A 16,280-nucleotide genomic window follows, 5' to 3' on the forward strand; every position below is an offset into this window, starting at 1 on the left:
ACCATCGGCGGTTGTGCGAGCAAAGTGGCTGATCATAGGGTGGGGGAACCAGCCTGGGAGGTTTCTGTGCGAGGAAACTGGTTGCTTCGTTCGTGCTTGGCGCTCACCACGATCACCGCGACCCTGATCGCCACCGGCCTGCCCGCCGCCGCGTGCGGCGAGGAGGACAAACCGGCGAGTGAGAAGGTCCGTGTCTCGGGCGAGCCCGGCGCGGTGAAGAACGTCAAGGCCGTCGGCAACGTGCCCGACGCGCAGGGCGCCATCGCCATGGGGTTCCTGCAGTACGGCAATCGCGATGTCATGGCGGTTTCCGGCGAGTTCGGCCTGAAGGTCTACGACCTCACCAAGAACCCCGCCGCGCCGAAGCTGATCGGCGAGGTCAGCCTGCCCGGACTGTGGGAGACCGAGGACACCGAGGTCGACGTCAAGCGCAAGCTCGTCTTCCTCGCGCGGGACCCGCGGGCCTACGGCGGCACCACGCAGACCGGCGAGTCCGGGATCTACATCATCGACCTGAAGAACCCGGACAAACCGGCCATCCTGAGCTACACCAAGGTGCCCGCCGGTCACACGACCAGCTGTGTCGACGACTGCCGCTACCTCTGGACCGGTGGCCCGGCGAAGGCCGCGAACCAGCCCGCGGACTGGGGCGGCCGCCCGATCTGGGTGACCGACATCCGCGATCCGCGCAACCCCAAGACCGCTCCGGACCCGATCGAACTCGCGCGCAACGACGGCAAGACCGACTACGTGCACGACGTCCAGGTCGACGACGAGGGTGTCGCGTGGGTGTCCGGCCGCGGCGGTGTCCGCGGCTACTGGACCAGCGGCTATCACCGCGATCCCGTACAGGGCAAGGTCCGCCGCGCGACGGCGTTCAGCCCGGTGCCCTACGCGGGCGGCGGGATCGAGGAGACGGCGGCGCCGTCGAAGTTCATGCACAACAGCTTCCACCCGTCGGGCCACCGTTCGGCCGACGGCGCGGATTCGAACCGCTGGCGCGGCCGCGACCTCATCTACGCCACCGAAGAGAGCTTCCTCGACGGCTGCGCCGGTGACGGCGTGCTGACGATCTCGTCGCTGCAGAACTCGTACAACGGCGAAGGCTGGCGCTCGACGCCGGAGAAGCCGTTCCGCCTCAAGTCCGTCGGCACGTGGAGCGTCGCCGGGCAGGAAGGCAGCGACACGACGACGGGCGACTGCTCCGCGCACTACTTCGACGTCCGAGGCAAGGTCCTCGTGCAGTCGTTCTACACGCAGGGCACCCGGTTCCTCGACGTCAGTGACCCGACCGATCCGAAGCAGATCGCCTACTTCCGGCCGGCGGACGCCGCCGCGTGGGCGCCCTACTGGCACAAGGGTTACGTCTACGTCGCCGACAACACTCGCGGAATCGACATCCTGAAGCTCACCGCCTGAGCCAAGATGTCCCCATGCGCACCATGGGGAAGACGCTGGGGATCACGGCCGCGATCATGCTGATCGCGGCCTGTGACCCGGCACCGCCGGAAGAAATGGCCGTCCGCACCGATCCCGCACCGGTCACCGAGGACTTCCCGGACGTCGGCGAGATCGTCGAAGCGTCCTGGGTCGAGGAGCGGCTGGGCACCTCCAACAGTCGGATCGAGGCGCCCGGGCCGTCCGACCTCCAGCTGTCCGCGGTGGTGAAGCTGCGTCTCGAAGCCGTGTCGAAGATGATCAGCGCGCTCAAGTGCCATGTCGGCGTCCCGGAGGCGCCGAAACAGCTGAAGGCGCTCCTGCCGTCCGGCGTCGCGTGGCTCTCCTGCGAGCTGCCCACGACCACCAAGACGCGGACCGCTTTCGTGGTCGACGGCTCCGAACAGGCCTTCCTCATTTCGACAACCATGTAACGGAACCGTGGCGGAACTGTCGAGAGACGATCACGAGAGCCGCATGATCCGTTCCTAGCTTGGCGTCATGACCACCTTGCTCGAACGGGCCCCGGCTCCCGTCGCCAAGACGACTCCGCGGCGAAGCGTCACGGCGCTGTTCGCGATCGCCGTCCTCGTCGCCGGATACACCGGGTTCCGGTTGCCGGGGGACTGGGCGGCGACCCTGCAGGCCGTGTCCCTGACCGACGGTTTCCACCGCCGTTTCCTCGTCGGCACGTTCCTGAAGCCGTTCGGGCACGACTACGCGGTCTTCGCTGTCGCGAGTTTCGCCGTCCTCGGCGCGGTGCTGGCCGTCGTGACACTCGCCTTCTTCAGCAGCCGCAACGAAAGCCGGCGGTGGCTGATCGTCGCCTGGCTCCTGCTGCCGACCGGCGGCTACCTGTTCCACGAGGTCGGTTACCTCGACCAAGCGCTGTACCTGCTGCTGTCCGGCGCGCTGTGGGCGGTGCACCGGAACAGGCCGGTGCTCGCGAGCGCGGTGATGGCGCTTTCGGTGACGGTGCACGAAATCGCGCTGCTCACCGTACTGCCGGTGTTCGGTTTCGCCTTGCTGCGGAAGGTTCCGTTCCGGCGCGCGTGCGCACTGCTCGCCCCGGCCGCGTTGCTCGGTTCGGTGATCCTCGCGTTGCCGCCGGTCAGCGCCGGCGCCGTCGACCGGCTCCGGCGGGCACTGTCCACAACGGACTTCCCTTACCGTGCCGACGCGCTGGCCCTGTTCGGACGCACGCAGGCCGAGAGCTGGCAGCTGTACTCGATCACCACTGTGCTGCTGTACCTGCTGCCGATCGTGATCGTGGTGGTCGTCGGCTTCCTGTACCTGCACCGCCCGACACTCGCGGCCGCGGTGCCCGTCGCGGCGATCGCGGCACCGGCGCTGCTCGCGTTCGGCGGCTGGGACGACGCCCGCTGGGGATTCCTGCTGGTGACCAACTTCTTCGTGGTGCTGTGGCTCTGGCTCGGCCACCGCGAGCTGAAAGCACGCCAGTTCGCCGTGCTGGCCGCGTTGTTCCTGATCCTCACGCACGTCCCGATGCCGTACTTCGACGGCTACGCGCCGCGTGGGCTCACATTGGTGACTCCCGTGGAAGACGCACGGTGAAGACGGCGCCGCGGTCGTTGTGGGCGTCGAGCGAGCCGCCGTGGATCAGCACGTTCTCCCGGGCGATCGACAGCCCCAGCCCGCTGCCCTCGGTCGCCTGGCGCGCGTGATCTCCCCGCACGAACCGGTCGAACAGGATCGGAAGCAGGTCTTCGGAGATCCCCGGCCCGGAGTCGGCGACGCGGATCTGCACGGCTTCGGCGCTGCCCGTCAGCGTCACGGTGATCGGGGTCCGGCCGTGCCGTTCGGCGTTGACCAGCAGATTGACGACGATGGTGTGCAGGCGGCGCGGGTCGCCCACGACGGTCGTGTCGCCGGTGCTCGTCACCTCGACGGGTGTCTCCGGCACGCCGGTCTCGATCGCGTCCTCGACGAGCGCGGGCAGGTCGACCGGTTCGGGGCGGAAGTCCGCGGAACCCGCGTCGAACCGCGAGATCTCCAGCAGATCCTCGACGAGCCGCGCCATCCGCCGCGTCTGCGTGCCGAGCAGTTCGGTCGCCCGGGTCCGGGTCTCCGGAGTCGCGCTGTCGAGGGTGTCGACAGTGGCGACCATCGACGCGAGCGGGGTCCGCAGGTCATGGGCGACGTCGGCGACGAACCGCTGCTGCTGCCTGTCCTTGGCGCGCAGCTCCTCGATCGAGGTGCCGACGCGATCGGCCATCGTGTTGAACGACTTGGCCAGCTCGGCGAGTTCGTCCCGGCCCTTGACCGGGACACGTACGTCGAAAGCGCCGTCGCCCAGATCGCGGGCGGCGGAGGCGACCCGGCGCACCGGCCGCTGGATCCTGCCCGCCGCGAAGACAGCGGCCGCCACGCCGAGGACGGTGACGCCGAGGGCGATCCACACCAGCTTCCACCGCTGGGCCGCCAGATCCTGTTCGAACATCGTGAGGTCGAAGAACTGCACCACCCAATACGCGACGAAGTTCGCGCTCACCACGAGGAGCTTGCGGCCGGTCGCCGGATCGATCGTGACCGTCGACAGGAGGTTTCCGGGGCCTAGGGTCCGCAGGAGCACCACGTCCTTCACGCCTTCAAGCGCAGCTTTTCTGTCGGGAGGGTCGGCGTTCTCGGCGCCAGTCGCCCAATCGAGGCTCTGTGACGAAGACTTGACGACTTCGGGAGGTCCTTTGGGCATCGTGAAGTCGTCGTTGGTCATTTGGGGATACCTCGTGACGAGCATCCAGTCGACCGCCGCCTTGTCCATTCCCTGGGAGAACAGGTCCAAGGCCTGAGGGTTGCCCGTCATGAACTGTTCGAGATGGGGCCATGCCTGCCCGAACATCGCGCCGAACGAGGTTTTCGCCGCGGCGGTGAACCTGTCGAGCGCGTCGTCCTCCTGGACCCTGGCCGCGCTGAAGGCCATGACGGCCGTCGCCGTCGTGGTCACCAACACGACCGCCGCGATCACCCTGGCGCGGAGTCCGAACCTCATGCGCTCACCAGCCGGTAGCCGAGTCCGCGCACGGTCTTCAGCACCAAGGGATTCGCCGGATCGTCCTCGATCTTCGCCCGCAGCCGCGCGACCGCCGCGTCGACGATCCGCGAGTCGCCGACGTAGCCGTAGTCCCAGACCCGTTTCAGCAGTGCCTGCCTGCTCAGCACCTGGTTCGGATGTTCGGCGAACTCGACGAGCAGCCGGATCTCGGTCGCGGTCAGCGCCAGCTCGACGCCGTCGCGGGTCACGCTCATCGCGCCCGCGTCGATCTCCAGCCGTCCCACCCGCAACAGGCCGGCCGACGGCCCGGGAGCGGTGACGGCGCGCCGCCCGATCGCCTTGATCCGCGCGTCGATCACCTGCGGCTCGGCGGGTTTGACCACGTAGTCGTCGGCGCCGCATTCCAGCCCGGCGACGATGTCGATCGGATCGCCGCGGGCGGTCAGCAGGACCAGCGGCAACCGGCTGCGGGCCCGGATCCGGCGGCACACCTCGAAACCGTCCATCCCGGGCAACATGACGTCGAGCAGGATGAAGTCGAGGTCGAGCCGGTCGGTGAACAGCGCCTCCAGCGCCCGCTCCCCGGTCGGCGCGACGACGACGTCGTGACCGAGGACCTTCAGCGCGAGTGTGAGCGCTTCGGCCAGGGCGGCGTCGTCTTCCACGAGCAGGATGCGCGGCATGGTTCCCCCAAGATCGAAAGGCTCACCGATCGTAAGGGCGCTCTGTCGCACTCGCCCGGACTCGGGGCGGAACTGTCGCGAAGCCGTGCGGTCTCGTCACAAACCGCGGTTCTCTGTTTCACTGTCGTATCCACGAACGAGGGGGAATCGTGTCGGTCGAGGTGGGGAACGATCCTGCGGGGAAACGCGCGTCCGACTACTTCGGAGTCTCCGACGTAGCGGTGATCGCGGCCGGCGCGGTTTCCGGCGCTGTCGGTGCCTACGCCTACTACTACAGCGACCTGTTGCGGCCACTGGCGCACAGCTTCACCATCTGGATCGTGCTGATCGTCGCGGTCGTCCCCGGGATGCCTCGACCGGCGCGGCACCGTGGCGACCGCGGCGGTCGTGGGCCTGCTGGTCGCCGACTTCGTCCGGCGGTCTGATCGCTCCGATACCGGAATCCTGGCGGTCGCGACAGTGATCGCGATCGTGTTCGTGGCCTGGCGGGGAATCCGCTCGCCCAAGCAGGCCGCCCACGTCGCCTTCGTCACGGTACCGCTGGGACTTCTCGGGCTCGTGATCGTGTCGGCGCCGGACTTCCTCGAGGGGATGCTGCTCTGACGACTGTGTCCGACCTCAGTGCTTGAGCTGGGTGTTCCAGGCCGTCAGCGTCAGCTTGCCCGTGGTCCCGAGGTCGGTGTCGACCGTGATCCGCTGCTCCGGGTCACCCTGTGCGGCCGCGACGGTCACATAGGCGCCCGCTTCCGGGGAACCCACGGTGACGGTGTTCGACCACGAGACGACCGACAGCAGCGTCCCGCCGGGCTCGACCGTCTGCGGGCTGACGCCGGGGTCGATCGCCATGTACGAGGTCCCGTGCTCGACCTCGACGGTCATCGGCTGCTTTTCCTTGTCCAGCAAGCGGACTTCGGGATAGCCGGTGAGCGTGCGTGCGGTCGTCCCGCAGTTGGTCAACGTCAGCACGACCGCGCGATGACCCAGCGCGACCTCGACCGGCCCGGATTTCACCGTGACCCCGGTGCCGAGGCAGCCCGCCGGTTCGACTTCGCCCGGCACGGGAGTGTGGACCGTCGGGACCGGCGGCGGCGGTGGTGGCGGAGGCGCGCTGCACCCCGCCACCACCAACGCCGTCGCCGTCGCTGTCAAGATCGCTTTCCCCAGCACCCGCGCATCCTATCGACCCGCGCGGGCGGCGGTTTCTAAGCCAGCAACTCCTGCAGTTCCACCACGGCCGTCGCGAGTTCCGCCGCGAACAGCTCCATCTCGTGCGCCACGTGCTTCGGCGTGCACAGGTACAGATTCAACGAGTCCGGCAGCAGCACGTACGCGATCCCGATGCACTGCGGGCTGGTCGACCCGAAGCCGAAGTACCGGATGTTCACCGACGGCGCCGAGCTGGTGCTCAGGTAGTCGTTGCGCATCTTCAGCCAGCCCGGCGACGAGTACAGCGCCGGGGAATCCTCGACGCCGCGCCGCTTCTGGATCAGCTGCAGCTCCCACAGGTGCTGCTCCGGCGCGTCGCCCGCCTGGCACTCCTTCGCCCGCGTGACGTGCTTCGCGGCCGCCGCGCGGAAAGCCGCCTGGCGCGTCTGCCGGTCGGCGTCCGGATCGTTCATCACCTGCACGAACCACAGCACCTCGGGTGTCACCACTCGCATCGCTTCGGTGCGCCCGTTCAGGTACTGCCGCGTCGCGATCGATTCGTACGTCGCGCCGGTGATGCCCTTCGCGCGCTTGTGCGCGAGCTGGTACGCCATTTGCGCGAAGCCGTCGGGGGACATCCCCAGCTCCTTCGCCCGCTTCGCGCCGAAGTCGGTGAAGGACACCGTCTTCGTAGCGGTCGCGTCTGCGTAGGCGGCGAAGGACGCTGCCGCGGCACGGGCGTCTTCGCGAAGGGCGTCACCCAAGACGAACTCGATGACCTCGGACGCCGGGACGCCGTCGGCGGGCGCCCGCTCCAGCCGCGTTCCGCTGAGCAGCGCGTCGGTGAACCCGAGGATCGTGGTCCCGTCCAGTTCGCAGTGCTCGACGTTGATCCCCGCCGTGCCGTCCTCGAACACGATCAGCGAGACGGCCTTGTCGAACCAGCGGTTGCCGCTGTCGCCGTGCAGCAGCTTGTCGCACGCTTCCTGCGTGTCCGCCGGGGTGAAGTCCTCCAGGCACAGGCAGAACAACGCCGTCTCGATGTCGTCGAGCGCGGACGCGTTCCCGGCGGCCAGCAACGCCTCACGCGTCGCCGCCCACTCCGCCCTGGCCTTGGTGGTGAAATGCCCGGCGGCGGTCTCCGGATCCTCGACGAAGTTTCCCGACTTCACGATCGCCTGCAGCCCCGCGACCAGCTGATCGGGGGAGTACGGCCGCCCGTCCGGCGCGATCACGTCCATCCGGAACGGGGTGTCGCGGTGGAAGACCACGACGTGCCGCGCCCTCGACGGACCCGGCCAGTCCTCGCGGTACGGCGTGCGCGCGGTGTCCTGCGCGGCGCCGGGGATCCGCGTCGCCGAGAACAGGTACTTGTGCTGCACCATCGACTGCGGCTGCCCGCGCAGCACGATCGGCGGCACCAGTTCCTCGTCGAGCTTCAGCTTGTAGTCCACCGCCGACGCGGCCAGTTCGGCCGCGCGCTCCAGCTGCCCGAGCGGGGATTCGGTGAACAGGAAGAAGAAGTTCGCGTTGAGCGCGATCCGGTCGCGGCGGCCGAGATAGCGATACGGCCAGAAGGTGTCGAGCCAGCTGTCGACGCCTTCGCGGCCTTCGTAGGTCTCCAGCGTGCCCTGCAGTTCGTGCGCCGGGCTTCCTTCCGCGAGGAACTCGGCGACGGCGCCTTCGGTCTCCGCGAGCTCACCGGGGGTGAGCAGCGGCGAGCACCACTCGAGGAACCGGCGGCAGGTGTCCTCCAGGCTGGGGACGGGGACCCGCGGCAGGACGCCCTCGTTGCCGAACGTGCGGGTGGACAGTTCCGGACTGCTCACGATCATCCTTGATCTCGAAGGGGAAGGGCGTTCAGCGCGGAGGCGAGCCCGCCCGCCGCGCCGTTCGGGCGGGAGACGAACAACCGCGCGTACAGCCGGCCGTCGGCCTCCAGCCCACGCGGGTCGACACCCGCGACGGACAGATTGTCCAGGATCTGGGTCTGCTCCTCTTCCGAAGCGAACATCCGCTGCCGGAAGACGCCGTCGATCCCGGCCGTGTCGTAGTCCAGTTCGCCGAGGCTGTCGGCGACCGGGCCGTAGGAGAACATCCGCAGTACGAAATGCGCCATCCACGGCCGGTTTTCCCGCGCGATCCGGACGAGGGTCTTCTCGGTGACGTAGCCGACGCAGCCGGTCGAGATGACGATGTCGACGTCGGCCAGCAGTGCGCGCTGCGCCTCCGTCGGGTCTTCGTTCTCCAGATCCGCGTGGATCGCCTCGTCGATGAACCCGGCGGCGAGCGCGTAGTCCAAGGCAGGCGCGGAGGAGTCGAGGCCGATGAAGCGGACTTCGTCGGCGATGGCGAGCCTCTCGACCATCCGGCGATCACGCGCGATCAGATCGTCCCTGCTCAGCGACCCGGCGGACGCGTAGTGGTCGTACAACCGCTCCATTGTGGTGTCACAGCGGTGCATCACCGCGTTGACACCGTAGGAACAACCGAGGTCGAGCACCGTCGGGATCTTGGCGTCCCGCTCCGAGCGGTACTCGTCGATCAGTTTCGCGAAGTAGGCCTTGGCCTGCTGGGGGATGTCGTAGTCCAGTCTGCGCAAAGTGCCGAAGAAGGCACGGGGATCGGGCTCGGTGTAGATGTCGTCGAAAGAGATCTTGCCGGTCGAATCCAAAGGCACGGGCCAGGCTCCTGACTTAGTCGAGCAGCTGATCGCCCCGGACGGCCGCCGAAGCGACGTGTTCCGGCAGGACCCGGCCGAACAGCTGTCTCGTCCGTTCCGGACTGCCGATGACCCCAGGACGCTCGCTGTACGCGAAGATCGCGGAATGGCGGGCGACTGCCCCCTGAACACTACTCACGCGGTGCAGTGCGAAGCGTCCGCGAAACAGCTGAAGATCGCCAGGACGCAGAGTGAGGCGTCGGATCAGGTGATTACCTTCGCCCGCCAGGACGGCACGGACGTCGTCGAAGTTCTCCGCCGCCTCGGAGCGGATGTTCGGACAATATTCGAAGACACCGCCGTCAGCCGCCTCCTGCGTGAGCATGCTGACGGTGTAGGAGTTGGTGTCGAAATGCCACGGATGCGAGCGGCCCGGTTCGATCACGTTGAGCACCAGCCCGGACAGCGGATCGGCGAGTTCGTGGAGCGCGGGGAGTTCGAAGCAGTCGGCGACGAACCGCTGGAACTCGGGGCTGGTGTACAGCTGCTGGATGACCGCGGTCGCCGGGATCCGGTCGCGCGCCACGAAGGAGTTGCCGCGTTCCATGATCGTGCGGCCGGGGTGGTTCTCCGGGAGCGGAGTGTCGATGGCGATGTTGTAGGCGTTGACGCGTTCGACCTTCGCGTACGCCTCTGGAGCGATCTTCGCGCCTTCGTGGCGAAGGACGTCTCGCAACTCCGGACGGATGAAGTCGGCCAGCACACTGCAGCCCGTTTCCCGCAGTTCGGCGCGGGTCCGGGAAACGATCTCGCGCCAGGCCGGGCTTCCCGGTTCGGAGAGCGGATAGCGGGCGGTGTCGGCAACTTGGACTGCGCTCGCGGTCATCGACGTCCTCTCGGCTGCCCGGAAGTGATTCTCGGGTTTAGCACAGAAGACGCCCGGAGCCCCCGCGCCTTGTGAGCGGTGACACACGGAACGTGACGGCCCCCTGTCCCGCGCCGTACGCGAGTCAGGGGGCCGTCAGGAACTTTTCGTCAGCTGGTGACAAGCGGCAACAGCGGCCGCCGGACAGCGGTCGCGACGCCGTCGGACGCCTGCGCCGCCGCGATCCGCTCCGCTGTCGGCGTGCCGTACTCGGTGGTCCGCTGCCGCAGCGGACGGCCCAGCGGCTCGACCATCGAGCGCATGTCGCTGATCGTCTTGTACGACCCGTTGGCAGCCCCCGCCATCCGGCTGATCGTCTCCTCCATCAGCGTGCCGCCGATGTCGTTGACCCCGCCCTGGAGCACCGCGCGGCTGCCTTCTTCACCGAGTTTCACCCACGAGCTCTGGATGTTGTCGATCATCCCGTGCAGCAGCAGCCGGGACAGCGCGTGCACCGCGCGGTTCTCGCGCAGCGTCGTACCCGCCCTGGCCAGCCCGGCGAGGTAGATCGGCGAACTCTGGTGGATGAACGGCAGCAGCACGAACTCGCTGAACCCGCGCCGCCCGTTGCGCTCCAGGCCTTCCCGCTGCAGTTTCGCCAGCAGTTTCAGGTGCCCGACCCAGTGCGACGGGGTGTCGACGTGGCCGTACATCATCGTCGAGGTCGTCGTGATGCCGAGTTTGTGCGCGGTGGTGACGACGTTGATCCACTCCGACGTCGGCAGCTTGCCCTTCGTCAGCACCCAGCGGACGTCGTCGTCGAGGATCTCCGCGGCCGTCCCCGGCAGCGAGTCGACCCCGGACGCCTTCGCCTGAGCCAGCCAGTCTTCGATCGAGAGGTTCGTCCGCGAAGCGCCGTTGACGACCTCCATCGGGCTGTACGAGTGCAGGTGGATGTCCGGCTGACGCCGTTTGACCTCGGCCGCGAGGTCGAAGTACGCGGTGCCCGGCAGATCCGGGTGGATGCCGCCCTGCATGCAGATCTCGGTCGCGCCCGCGGCCCACGCCTCGTCGACCCGGTCGCCGACCTGCTCCAGCGAGAGCGTGTACGCGTCGGCGTCGGTGCGCCGCTGGGCGAACGCGCAGAAGCGGCAGCCGGTGTAGCAGACGTTGGTGAAGTTGATGTTCCGCGTGACGACGAAGGTGACGTCGTCGCCGTTCACCTCGCGACGCAGGTCGTCGGCGATCTTGGTGAACGCGTCGAGCTCCGGCCCGTCAGCGTGCAGCAGCGCCAGAGCCTCGTCGTCCGAAAGCCCGGCGGGGTTCTTTTCCGCGCTGCGCAAGGCATCCCGGATGTCGGTGTCGAACCGCTGCGGCGCGGTCTTGATGTTGCCCTTGATCTCTGCCCAGTCGCCGTAGACCGAGTCGAAGTCACTGCGGCGGTCCTCGGTCCGGCCGACGGTGTCGACCTCGACGTGCAGATCGGTACGCCCGGCCTCCTTCCAGCCGCCGTCCGGCTCCTGCCACGGGATGCCCACCGGGATGGCCTCTTCGATCGCGAGCCCGGTCTCGGCGTCGGTGAGCGGCGCGAGGTGCGCGTTCATCCGCGGGTCCAGCCACGGCTCGCCGGTCTTGACGTACTCCGGGTAGATCGGCAGCCGCTCGCGCACGGTGAAGCCGAGCGCCTCGGTACGGCGCTTGAGTTCGTCGATCTGCGGCCACGCGCGTTCGGGGTTCACGTGGTCCGGGGTCAGCGGGGAGACGCCGCCCCAGTCGTCGATGCCGGCGTTCAGCATCAGTTCGTACTGCTGGCCGATCAGGTTCGGCGGTGCCTGGATGCGCATCCGCGGCCCGAGCACCAGCCGCGCGACGGCGATGGTCGCGGCGAGTTCTTCGAGGTCGGCGTCCGGGGTCGCGCGCATCTTCGTGTCCGGCTTCGCGCGGAAGTTCTGCACGATGACTTCCTGGATGCCGCCGTAGGTCTTCGCGACCTTGCGGATGGCGAACAGCGCGTCGGCGCGTTCCTCGAAGTTCTCGCCGATGCCGATCAGGATGCCCGTCGTGAACGGCACCGAACTGCGGCCGGCGTCCTCGAGGACCCGCAGGCGGACGTCGGGATCCTTATCAGGCGAGCCGTAGTGAGGGCCGCCCTTCTCGGTGTAGAGCCGCTTCGCCGTCGTCTCCAGCATCATGCCCATCGACGCCGAAACCGGCTTGAGCCGCTGGAAGTCCTGCCAGGTCAGCACGCCCGGGTTGAGATGCGGCAGCACGCCGGTCTCTTCGAGGACCCGGATCGCCATCGCGCGGACGTAGGACAGCGTGTCGTCGTAGCCGTGCGCGTCGAGCCAGTCCTTCGCCGCCGTCCAGCGGTCCTCAGGACGGTCGCCGAGGGTGAACAGCGCTTCCTTGACGCCCATCGCGGCGCCCTTGCGCGCGATGTCGAGGACCTCGTCGGGGGAGAGGAACGGCGATTCGACGCGGCCGGGGACGGTCGCGAAAGTGCAGTAGCCACAGCGGTCCCGGCACAGCCGGGTCAGCGGGATGAACACCGAACGGCTGTAGGTGACCACACCCGGGCGGCCCGCCGCGACGAGTCCGGCGTCGCGGACGCGGGAGGCGTGGTCGGACAGCGTCTTGAGATCGTCGCCGCGAGCCTGGAGCAGGATCGAGGCCTCGGTGAGGTCGAGGGTCTTCCCGTCGCGGGCCCTGGCGAGCGCACGGCGCATCGCCGAGGTGGTGGGGGCGGTCGCGTCAGCAGGGGATGCCATTCCCGCACGCTATGGCCGGACTCGCTCCAGCTGCCAGTGCGCATCCCGCCACCGTGTCACCCACGTGGGTAAGCTCACCGTTTGCCCTGGTCAGAGCGCGATCTTGGTTGCCGATCAGGGGGCCGGAGTGTATTACCTAAAGGGTGGCTTCGGTGATCGGCAAGAAGGTCGGCGGGCGGACGTACTACTACCTCGTCACCTCCGCCCGGGTCGACGGCGAGCCAAGGGTGGTGTCGCAGCGCTACCTCGGCACCGCCGAGGAGATCGGGCGCGCGATGGACGGCGACGTCTCCGCGCCCGGCGAAGCGCGGCACAGGACCTTCGGTGACGTCGCGGCCGTCTGGGCCACTCTGCGACGGCTCGACTTCGTGCGCCGGGTCGACGACGCCGTCGGAGCCCAGCGCGCCGCGACCACCCTGGGGACGCATCTCGCACTCGCCGTCCTGCACCGGGCGACAGCGCCGGAAACGCAGTTGGCCGACTGGTGGCGCGACGGCGTCGCGCGTGAGTTCCTCAAAGCCGACCTGGCGAATCACTGGCGAGCGCTGCAACGGCTCACCCCGGATCGGATCGCACGGATCGAGACCACCGTCGCCGACGCCGTGCTCTCCTGGCTGGGGACGGGGAACGCCGCGCTCGCCGTCGACGTCCCGCAGTTCGCCACCTTCACCACGGCCGATCCCTGCCGCTGCGAACTCGCCGGGCTCGGCCTGGTCGTGACCAAGGACGGCGCGATCCCTCTGGCGTCGCACATCTATCCGAGGGAAGGGGCGCCGCCGTTCGCCGCGCTCGCCGACGACCTCCGCTCGCTGTCTCCCGCCAACGACGTCACCTTGGTGTTCGCCGCGGGCCAGGCCGCGCAACTGGACCTCGGACGGCATTTCGTCGGCGCGTTGCCGCTTTCGGAACACCCGGACCTGCTGGCGAAACCGGCGTCCGCGCGCAGGCCCGTCGACCCGGAGCGCTTCGCCGGGCTCACCGCCTTCGACACCCGAGCCGTGGTCGCGGGCGTGCGGCGGCGCGTGATCCTGACCCATTCGGACACCCTGCACAACGCGCAGGCCCGCGCTTTCGGTGAGGAACTGGGCACCGCGACCCGCGAACTCGCCGGCCTCGACGCCGCGCTGGCCTCGGGCACCTACCGAGGCGACCGCGGCCAGGTGAACGCCGAGATCGCGCGGATCACGCGCGGCCGCCGCGTCGAACGGGTGCTCTCGCCTTCGCTCGCGGGCACCAGGCCGGGGGAGATCCGCCTGACCTGGAAGGTCGACGCCGCCGCCGTGTCGCGGCTGCACGACGAGTTCTTCGGCAAACAGGTACTGGTCACCGACCACGACTGGCCCGTGTCCGAGGTCGTCACGGCGTATCGGGCGCGGACGCACCTCGACTCGACGTTCCGCTGGCTGACCGGCCCCGCCGTCGCCGGCCCGGCCCCGCGCTGGGACTGGACCCCGCACCGGATCGCGGTGCACACGCTGGTCACGGTGCTCGCGTCGACGGTCACGCACCTCATGCGGCGCGAGGCCGACCGCGCCGGGATGAACCTGTCGGTCCGTGAACTGATGGACAGCCTCGCGGGGATAGGGGAGACGGTGTTGCGCTACCCGTCCACCGGCGGCCGCCCGCGGACGCGGCGCCTGCTGACCGAGCGGAGCCCGGAACAGCAGGCACTCTTCGACCTCTTCGGGCTCAGCTCTCTCGATGGATATGCAGCGCGGAGAAGCTCTGCACCACCGGCATCAGCTCGATGACGTTGATGTTCACGTGCTCCGGCTGCGAAGCCGCCCAGAAGACGGACTCGGCCACGTCGGCGGCCGTCAGCGGCGTCGTGCCCTTGTAGACGTTGTCGGCCTTGCTCTGATCACCCTCGAACCGGACGACCGAGAACTCCGTCCCGCCGACCAGGCCCGGCTCGACGTTGGTCACCCGGACGCCGGTGCCCTGCAGGTCCGCGCGCAGGTTCAGGCTGAACTGGTGCACGAACGCCTTGGTCGCGCCGTAGGCGTTGCCGCCGGGGTAGGCGTAGGTGCCCGCGACCGAGCCGATGTTGATCACGTGCCCGCGGCCGCGTTCCACCATGCCGGGCAGCAGCGCGCGGGTGAGGTGCGCGAGCCCCTTGATGTTCGTGTCGATCATCTGGTCCCAGTCGTCGAGCTTCGCTCGCTGGGCGGGCTCGAGCCCCTTCGCGAGGCCCGCGTTGTTGACCAGCAGGTCGACCTCGGCGAACTCGGCGGGCAGCGTGCCGGGGAGCGCGGCCACCGCCTCGGCGTCCCGCACGTCCAGCTCGAACGGCAGGACGTTCTCACCCAGCTCGTCGGCCAGCTTGTCGAGCCGGTCCTTGCTGCGCGCTGCCGCGACGACCTTGGCACCGTCGGCGGCGAACCGGCGGACGATCTCGACGCCGAACCCGGCGCTGGCACCGGTCACGAAAACGGTCTTCTGGGGCATCAGTTTGTCTCTTTCAAGAACCGTGCGAACACGTCGTTGAACTCGGCCTCGCGCTCCAGGTTAGGCATGTGGGCGGCGCCCTCGATCACCGCCAGGGTGGAGCCGGGGATGAGCTCGTGCATGAGTTCGGCGTCCGCGACCGGCGTGAACTCGTCCTCGGTCCCGACGACGACCAGGCTCGGCACCCGCACGCGGGTGAGGCTCTCCCGGTAGTCCGGACGCTCGGCCCGTCCTCTAAGGGCCGCCGCCGCTCCTTCCTTGGGCGTCGTACGCATCATCTGTAAGACGTGCGCCGCCACGTCCGGCATCGTGCGGACGTTCTCCGGCGCGACCATCTTCGTCAGCACCTCGTCGGCGTACCAGCCGATGCCCTCGGCGAGGACCCGGTCGGCCGTCTCGTTGCGGACGCGCTTGCCGTCCTCGGTCTCTTCTTGGGGAGAGGTGTCGGCGAGCAGGAGGCCGGCGACGCGCTCGGGGTAGGTCCGGTGGAACTCCATGACGATCTGCCCGCCCATGGAGAGGCCACCGAGCACGAAGCGCCCGAGGCCGAGACGATCCGCGAGGCGGGCGATGTCCTTGGCGAAGACATCGAGTCCCGTCTTCACCTCGTGTGGCGGTTTGGGGGTCTCGCCGTACCCGCGAAGGTCCGCGGTGATGACCCGATAGCCCTCCCGGCTGAAGCGCTCGGCCTGGGGGCGCCACATCGAACGGTTGAAGGGGTGGCCGTGGACGAGGACGACGGGCAACCCGGTGCCGAGGTCGTCGTAAGCGACGGAGATGCCGTCGAGTTCCGCAGTGCTCATGGGCCTGAAGCTAATCGGAGCAATCAAGGAGTTCAATACGGTGCAATGTACTCGGAGCAATGTTCTTGCCAGGTCGTTCACCTGGGGTCTCCCGGATCGATCACCGCGTGATCGTCGGGCCGGAGCCCGTTTCCGGGCTCTGACCTGCGGGAATGTCGTTAAGGTACCCCCCTGTTTTCGGGGGTTTCCGGCCATGTAAAGTTCTCCAAGTCGCCAGGGAAACCGGGTGGCAGAGAGAAAAACAGAGACGCGAACCAAGCTCTCACCTCGGAGTAAAATCCCGAGAGTGATTGAGTGGGTGTCTCACCAAAACCTGCTAGAAATAACTGCTTCGGATAAGGCCGCTTGACGGTGGTGCGATCTGGGGTGTGTTGCTTGAGAACTCAACAGTGTGCTAGTGAACTAAGCCAGTAGAGCTTATGTATATGTAACCTCGTGAGAGGTTCCTTTGAGTG

15 protein-coding genes are annotated in these 16,280 nt (G+C 68.3%); 6 read left to right on the plus strand and 9 right to left on the minus strand.

Annotation, left to right across the window (positions count from 1 at the left end):
- The first annotated feature begins 81 nt into the window (after positions 1-81).
- The 3 genes from ACFOSH_RS22505 (at position 82) to ACFOSH_RS22515 (ending at position 3,012) form a co-directional block, all read left to right on the plus strand.
- Complete coding sequence (locus tag ACFOSH_RS22505) at positions 82-1,419, plus strand: LVIVD repeat-containing protein (RefSeq protein WP_378241006.1); 1,338 nt, start codon at positions 82-84, stop codon at positions 1,417-1,419.
- A gap of 14 nt (positions 1,420-1,433) precedes the next feature.
- The gene (locus ACFOSH_RS22510) at positions 1,434-1,871 is read left to right on the plus strand and encodes a hypothetical protein (RefSeq protein ID WP_378241007.1); all 438 of its coding nucleotides are present in this window, start codon (positions 1,434-1,436) and stop codon (positions 1,869-1,871) included.
- 67 nt (positions 1,872-1,938) lie between these two features.
- Positions 1,939-3,012 carry a hypothetical protein gene (locus ACFOSH_RS22515; protein ID WP_378241008.1) on the plus strand — a complete coding sequence of 358 codons (1,074 nt, stop codon included), beginning with the start codon at positions 1,939-1,941 and terminating at the stop codon, positions 3,010-3,012.
- Here ACFOSH_RS22515 and ACFOSH_RS22520 read toward each other — a convergent pair.
- Complete coding sequence (locus tag ACFOSH_RS22520; protein ID WP_378241009.1) at positions 2,978-4,447, minus strand: sensor histidine kinase; 1,470 nt, start codon at positions 4,445-4,447, stop codon at positions 2,978-2,980. The genes ACFOSH_RS22515 and ACFOSH_RS22520 overlap by 35 nt on opposite strands.
- Positions 4,444-5,133, minus strand: a complete 690-nt coding sequence (locus ACFOSH_RS22525; protein ID WP_378241010.1) for a response regulator — start codon at positions 5,131-5,133, stop codon at positions 4,444-4,446. The genes ACFOSH_RS22520 and ACFOSH_RS22525 overlap by 4 nt, the downstream gene beginning before the upstream one ends.
- Before the next feature lie 149 nt (positions 5,134-5,282).
- Between ACFOSH_RS22525 and ACFOSH_RS22530 the strand changes: the two genes are divergently transcribed.
- Positions 5,283-5,558, plus strand: a complete 276-nt coding sequence (locus ACFOSH_RS22530) for a hypothetical protein (protein WP_378241011.1) — start codon at positions 5,283-5,285, stop codon at positions 5,556-5,558.
- A gap of 34 nt (positions 5,559-5,592) precedes the next feature.
- Positions 5,593-5,736 (plus strand): hypothetical protein, encoded by a 144-nt coding sequence (locus ACFOSH_RS22535; RefSeq protein WP_378241012.1) that lies wholly within the window; start codon positions 5,593-5,595, stop codon positions 5,734-5,736.
- A gap of 15 nt (positions 5,737-5,751) precedes the next feature.
- On the opposite strand, the gene ACFOSH_RS22540 is transcribed toward ACFOSH_RS22535, so the two are convergent.
- From ACFOSH_RS22540 to ACFOSH_RS22560, 5 genes are all read right to left on the minus strand, one after another.
- A complete protein-coding gene (locus ACFOSH_RS22540) occupies positions 5,752-6,300 on the minus strand; it encodes a DUF4232 domain-containing protein (protein ID WP_378241013.1) in 549 nt (182 codons plus the stop codon).
- A 35-nt stretch (positions 6,301-6,335) separates the two neighbouring features.
- Positions 6,336-8,114 carry a choline/carnitine O-acyltransferase gene (locus tag ACFOSH_RS22545; protein ID WP_378241014.1) on the minus strand — a complete coding sequence of 593 codons (1,779 nt, stop codon included), beginning with the start codon at positions 8,112-8,114 and terminating at the stop codon, positions 6,336-6,338.
- Positions 8,111-8,959, minus strand: coding sequence for a class I SAM-dependent methyltransferase (locus tag ACFOSH_RS22550; protein ID WP_378241015.1), 849 nt, complete (start codon positions 8,957-8,959; stop codon positions 8,111-8,113). The genes ACFOSH_RS22545 and ACFOSH_RS22550 overlap by 4 nt, the downstream gene beginning before the upstream one ends.
- Positions 8,960-8,975: 16 nt before the next feature.
- Positions 8,976-9,827 carry a HalD/BesD family halogenase gene (locus ACFOSH_RS22555; RefSeq protein WP_378241016.1) on the minus strand — a complete coding sequence of 284 codons (852 nt, stop codon included), beginning with the start codon at positions 9,825-9,827 and terminating at the stop codon, positions 8,976-8,978.
- A 149-nt stretch (positions 9,828-9,976) separates the two neighbouring features.
- Positions 9,977-12,574, minus strand: coding sequence for a bifunctional FO biosynthesis protein CofGH (locus tag ACFOSH_RS22560; protein ID WP_378241017.1), 2,598 nt, complete (start codon positions 12,572-12,574; stop codon positions 9,977-9,979).
- Positions 12,575-12,717: 143 nt separating this feature from the next.
- Between ACFOSH_RS22560 and ACFOSH_RS22565 the strand changes: the two genes are divergently transcribed.
- Complete coding sequence (locus ACFOSH_RS22565; RefSeq protein ID WP_378241018.1) at positions 12,718-14,325, plus strand: IS1634 family transposase; 1,608 nt, start codon at positions 12,718-12,720, stop codon at positions 14,323-14,325.
- Here ACFOSH_RS22565 and ACFOSH_RS22570 read toward each other — a convergent pair.
- Together ACFOSH_RS22570 and ACFOSH_RS22575 are read right to left on the minus strand one after the other, a co-directional pair.
- Positions 14,264-15,022 (minus strand): SDR family oxidoreductase, encoded by a 759-nt coding sequence (locus ACFOSH_RS22570; RefSeq protein WP_378241019.1) that lies wholly within the window; start codon positions 15,020-15,022, stop codon positions 14,264-14,266. The two genes, ACFOSH_RS22565 and ACFOSH_RS22570, sit on opposite strands and share 62 nt — an antisense overlap.
- Positions 15,022-15,825, minus strand: coding sequence for an alpha/beta fold hydrolase (locus tag ACFOSH_RS22575; protein ID WP_378241020.1), 804 nt, complete (start codon positions 15,823-15,825; stop codon positions 15,022-15,024). The genes ACFOSH_RS22570 and ACFOSH_RS22575 overlap by 1 nt, the downstream gene beginning before the upstream one ends.
- Positions 15,826-16,280: the final 455 nt, after the last annotated feature.

Source organism: Amycolatopsis speibonae (assembly GCF_042647925.1).
GTDB lineage: Bacteria > Actinomycetota > Actinomycetes > Mycobacteriales > Pseudonocardiaceae > Amycolatopsis > Amycolatopsis speibonae.

Bases quoted from the DNA above. Each gene is read 5' to 3' on its own strand.
- ACFOSH_RS22555 (WP_378241016.1), bottom strand. From the start codon at position 9,827: ATGACCGCGAGCGCAGTCCAAGTTGCCGACACCGCCCGCTATCCGCTC.
- ACFOSH_RS22575 (WP_378241020.1), bottom strand. From the start codon at position 15,825: ATGAGCACTGCGGAACTCGACGGCATCTCCGTCGCTTACGACGACCTC.
- ACFOSH_RS22570 (WP_378241019.1), bottom strand. From the start codon at position 15,022: ATGCCCCAGAAGACCGTTTTCGTGACCGGTGCCAGCGCCGGGTTCGGC.
- ACFOSH_RS22525 (WP_378241010.1), bottom strand. From the start codon at position 5,133: ATGCCGCGCATCCTGCTCGTGGAAGACGACGCCGCCCTGGCCGAAGCG.
- ACFOSH_RS22515 (WP_378241008.1), top strand. From the start codon at position 1,939: ATGACCACCTTGCTCGAACGGGCCCCGGCTCCCGTCGCCAAGACGACT.
- ACFOSH_RS22560 (WP_378241017.1), bottom strand. From the start codon at position 12,574: ATGGCATCCCCTGCTGACGCGACCGCCCCCACCACCTCGGCGATGCGC.
- ACFOSH_RS22545 (WP_378241014.1), bottom strand. From the start codon at position 8,114: ATGATCGTGAGCAGTCCGGAACTGTCCACCCGCACGTTCGGCAACGAG.
- ACFOSH_RS22520 (WP_378241009.1), bottom strand. From the start codon at position 4,447: ATGAGGTTCGGACTCCGCGCCAGGGTGATCGCGGCGGTCGTGTTGGTG.
- ACFOSH_RS22510 (WP_378241007.1), top strand. From the start codon at position 1,434: ATGCGCACCATGGGGAAGACGCTGGGGATCACGGCCGCGATCATGCTG.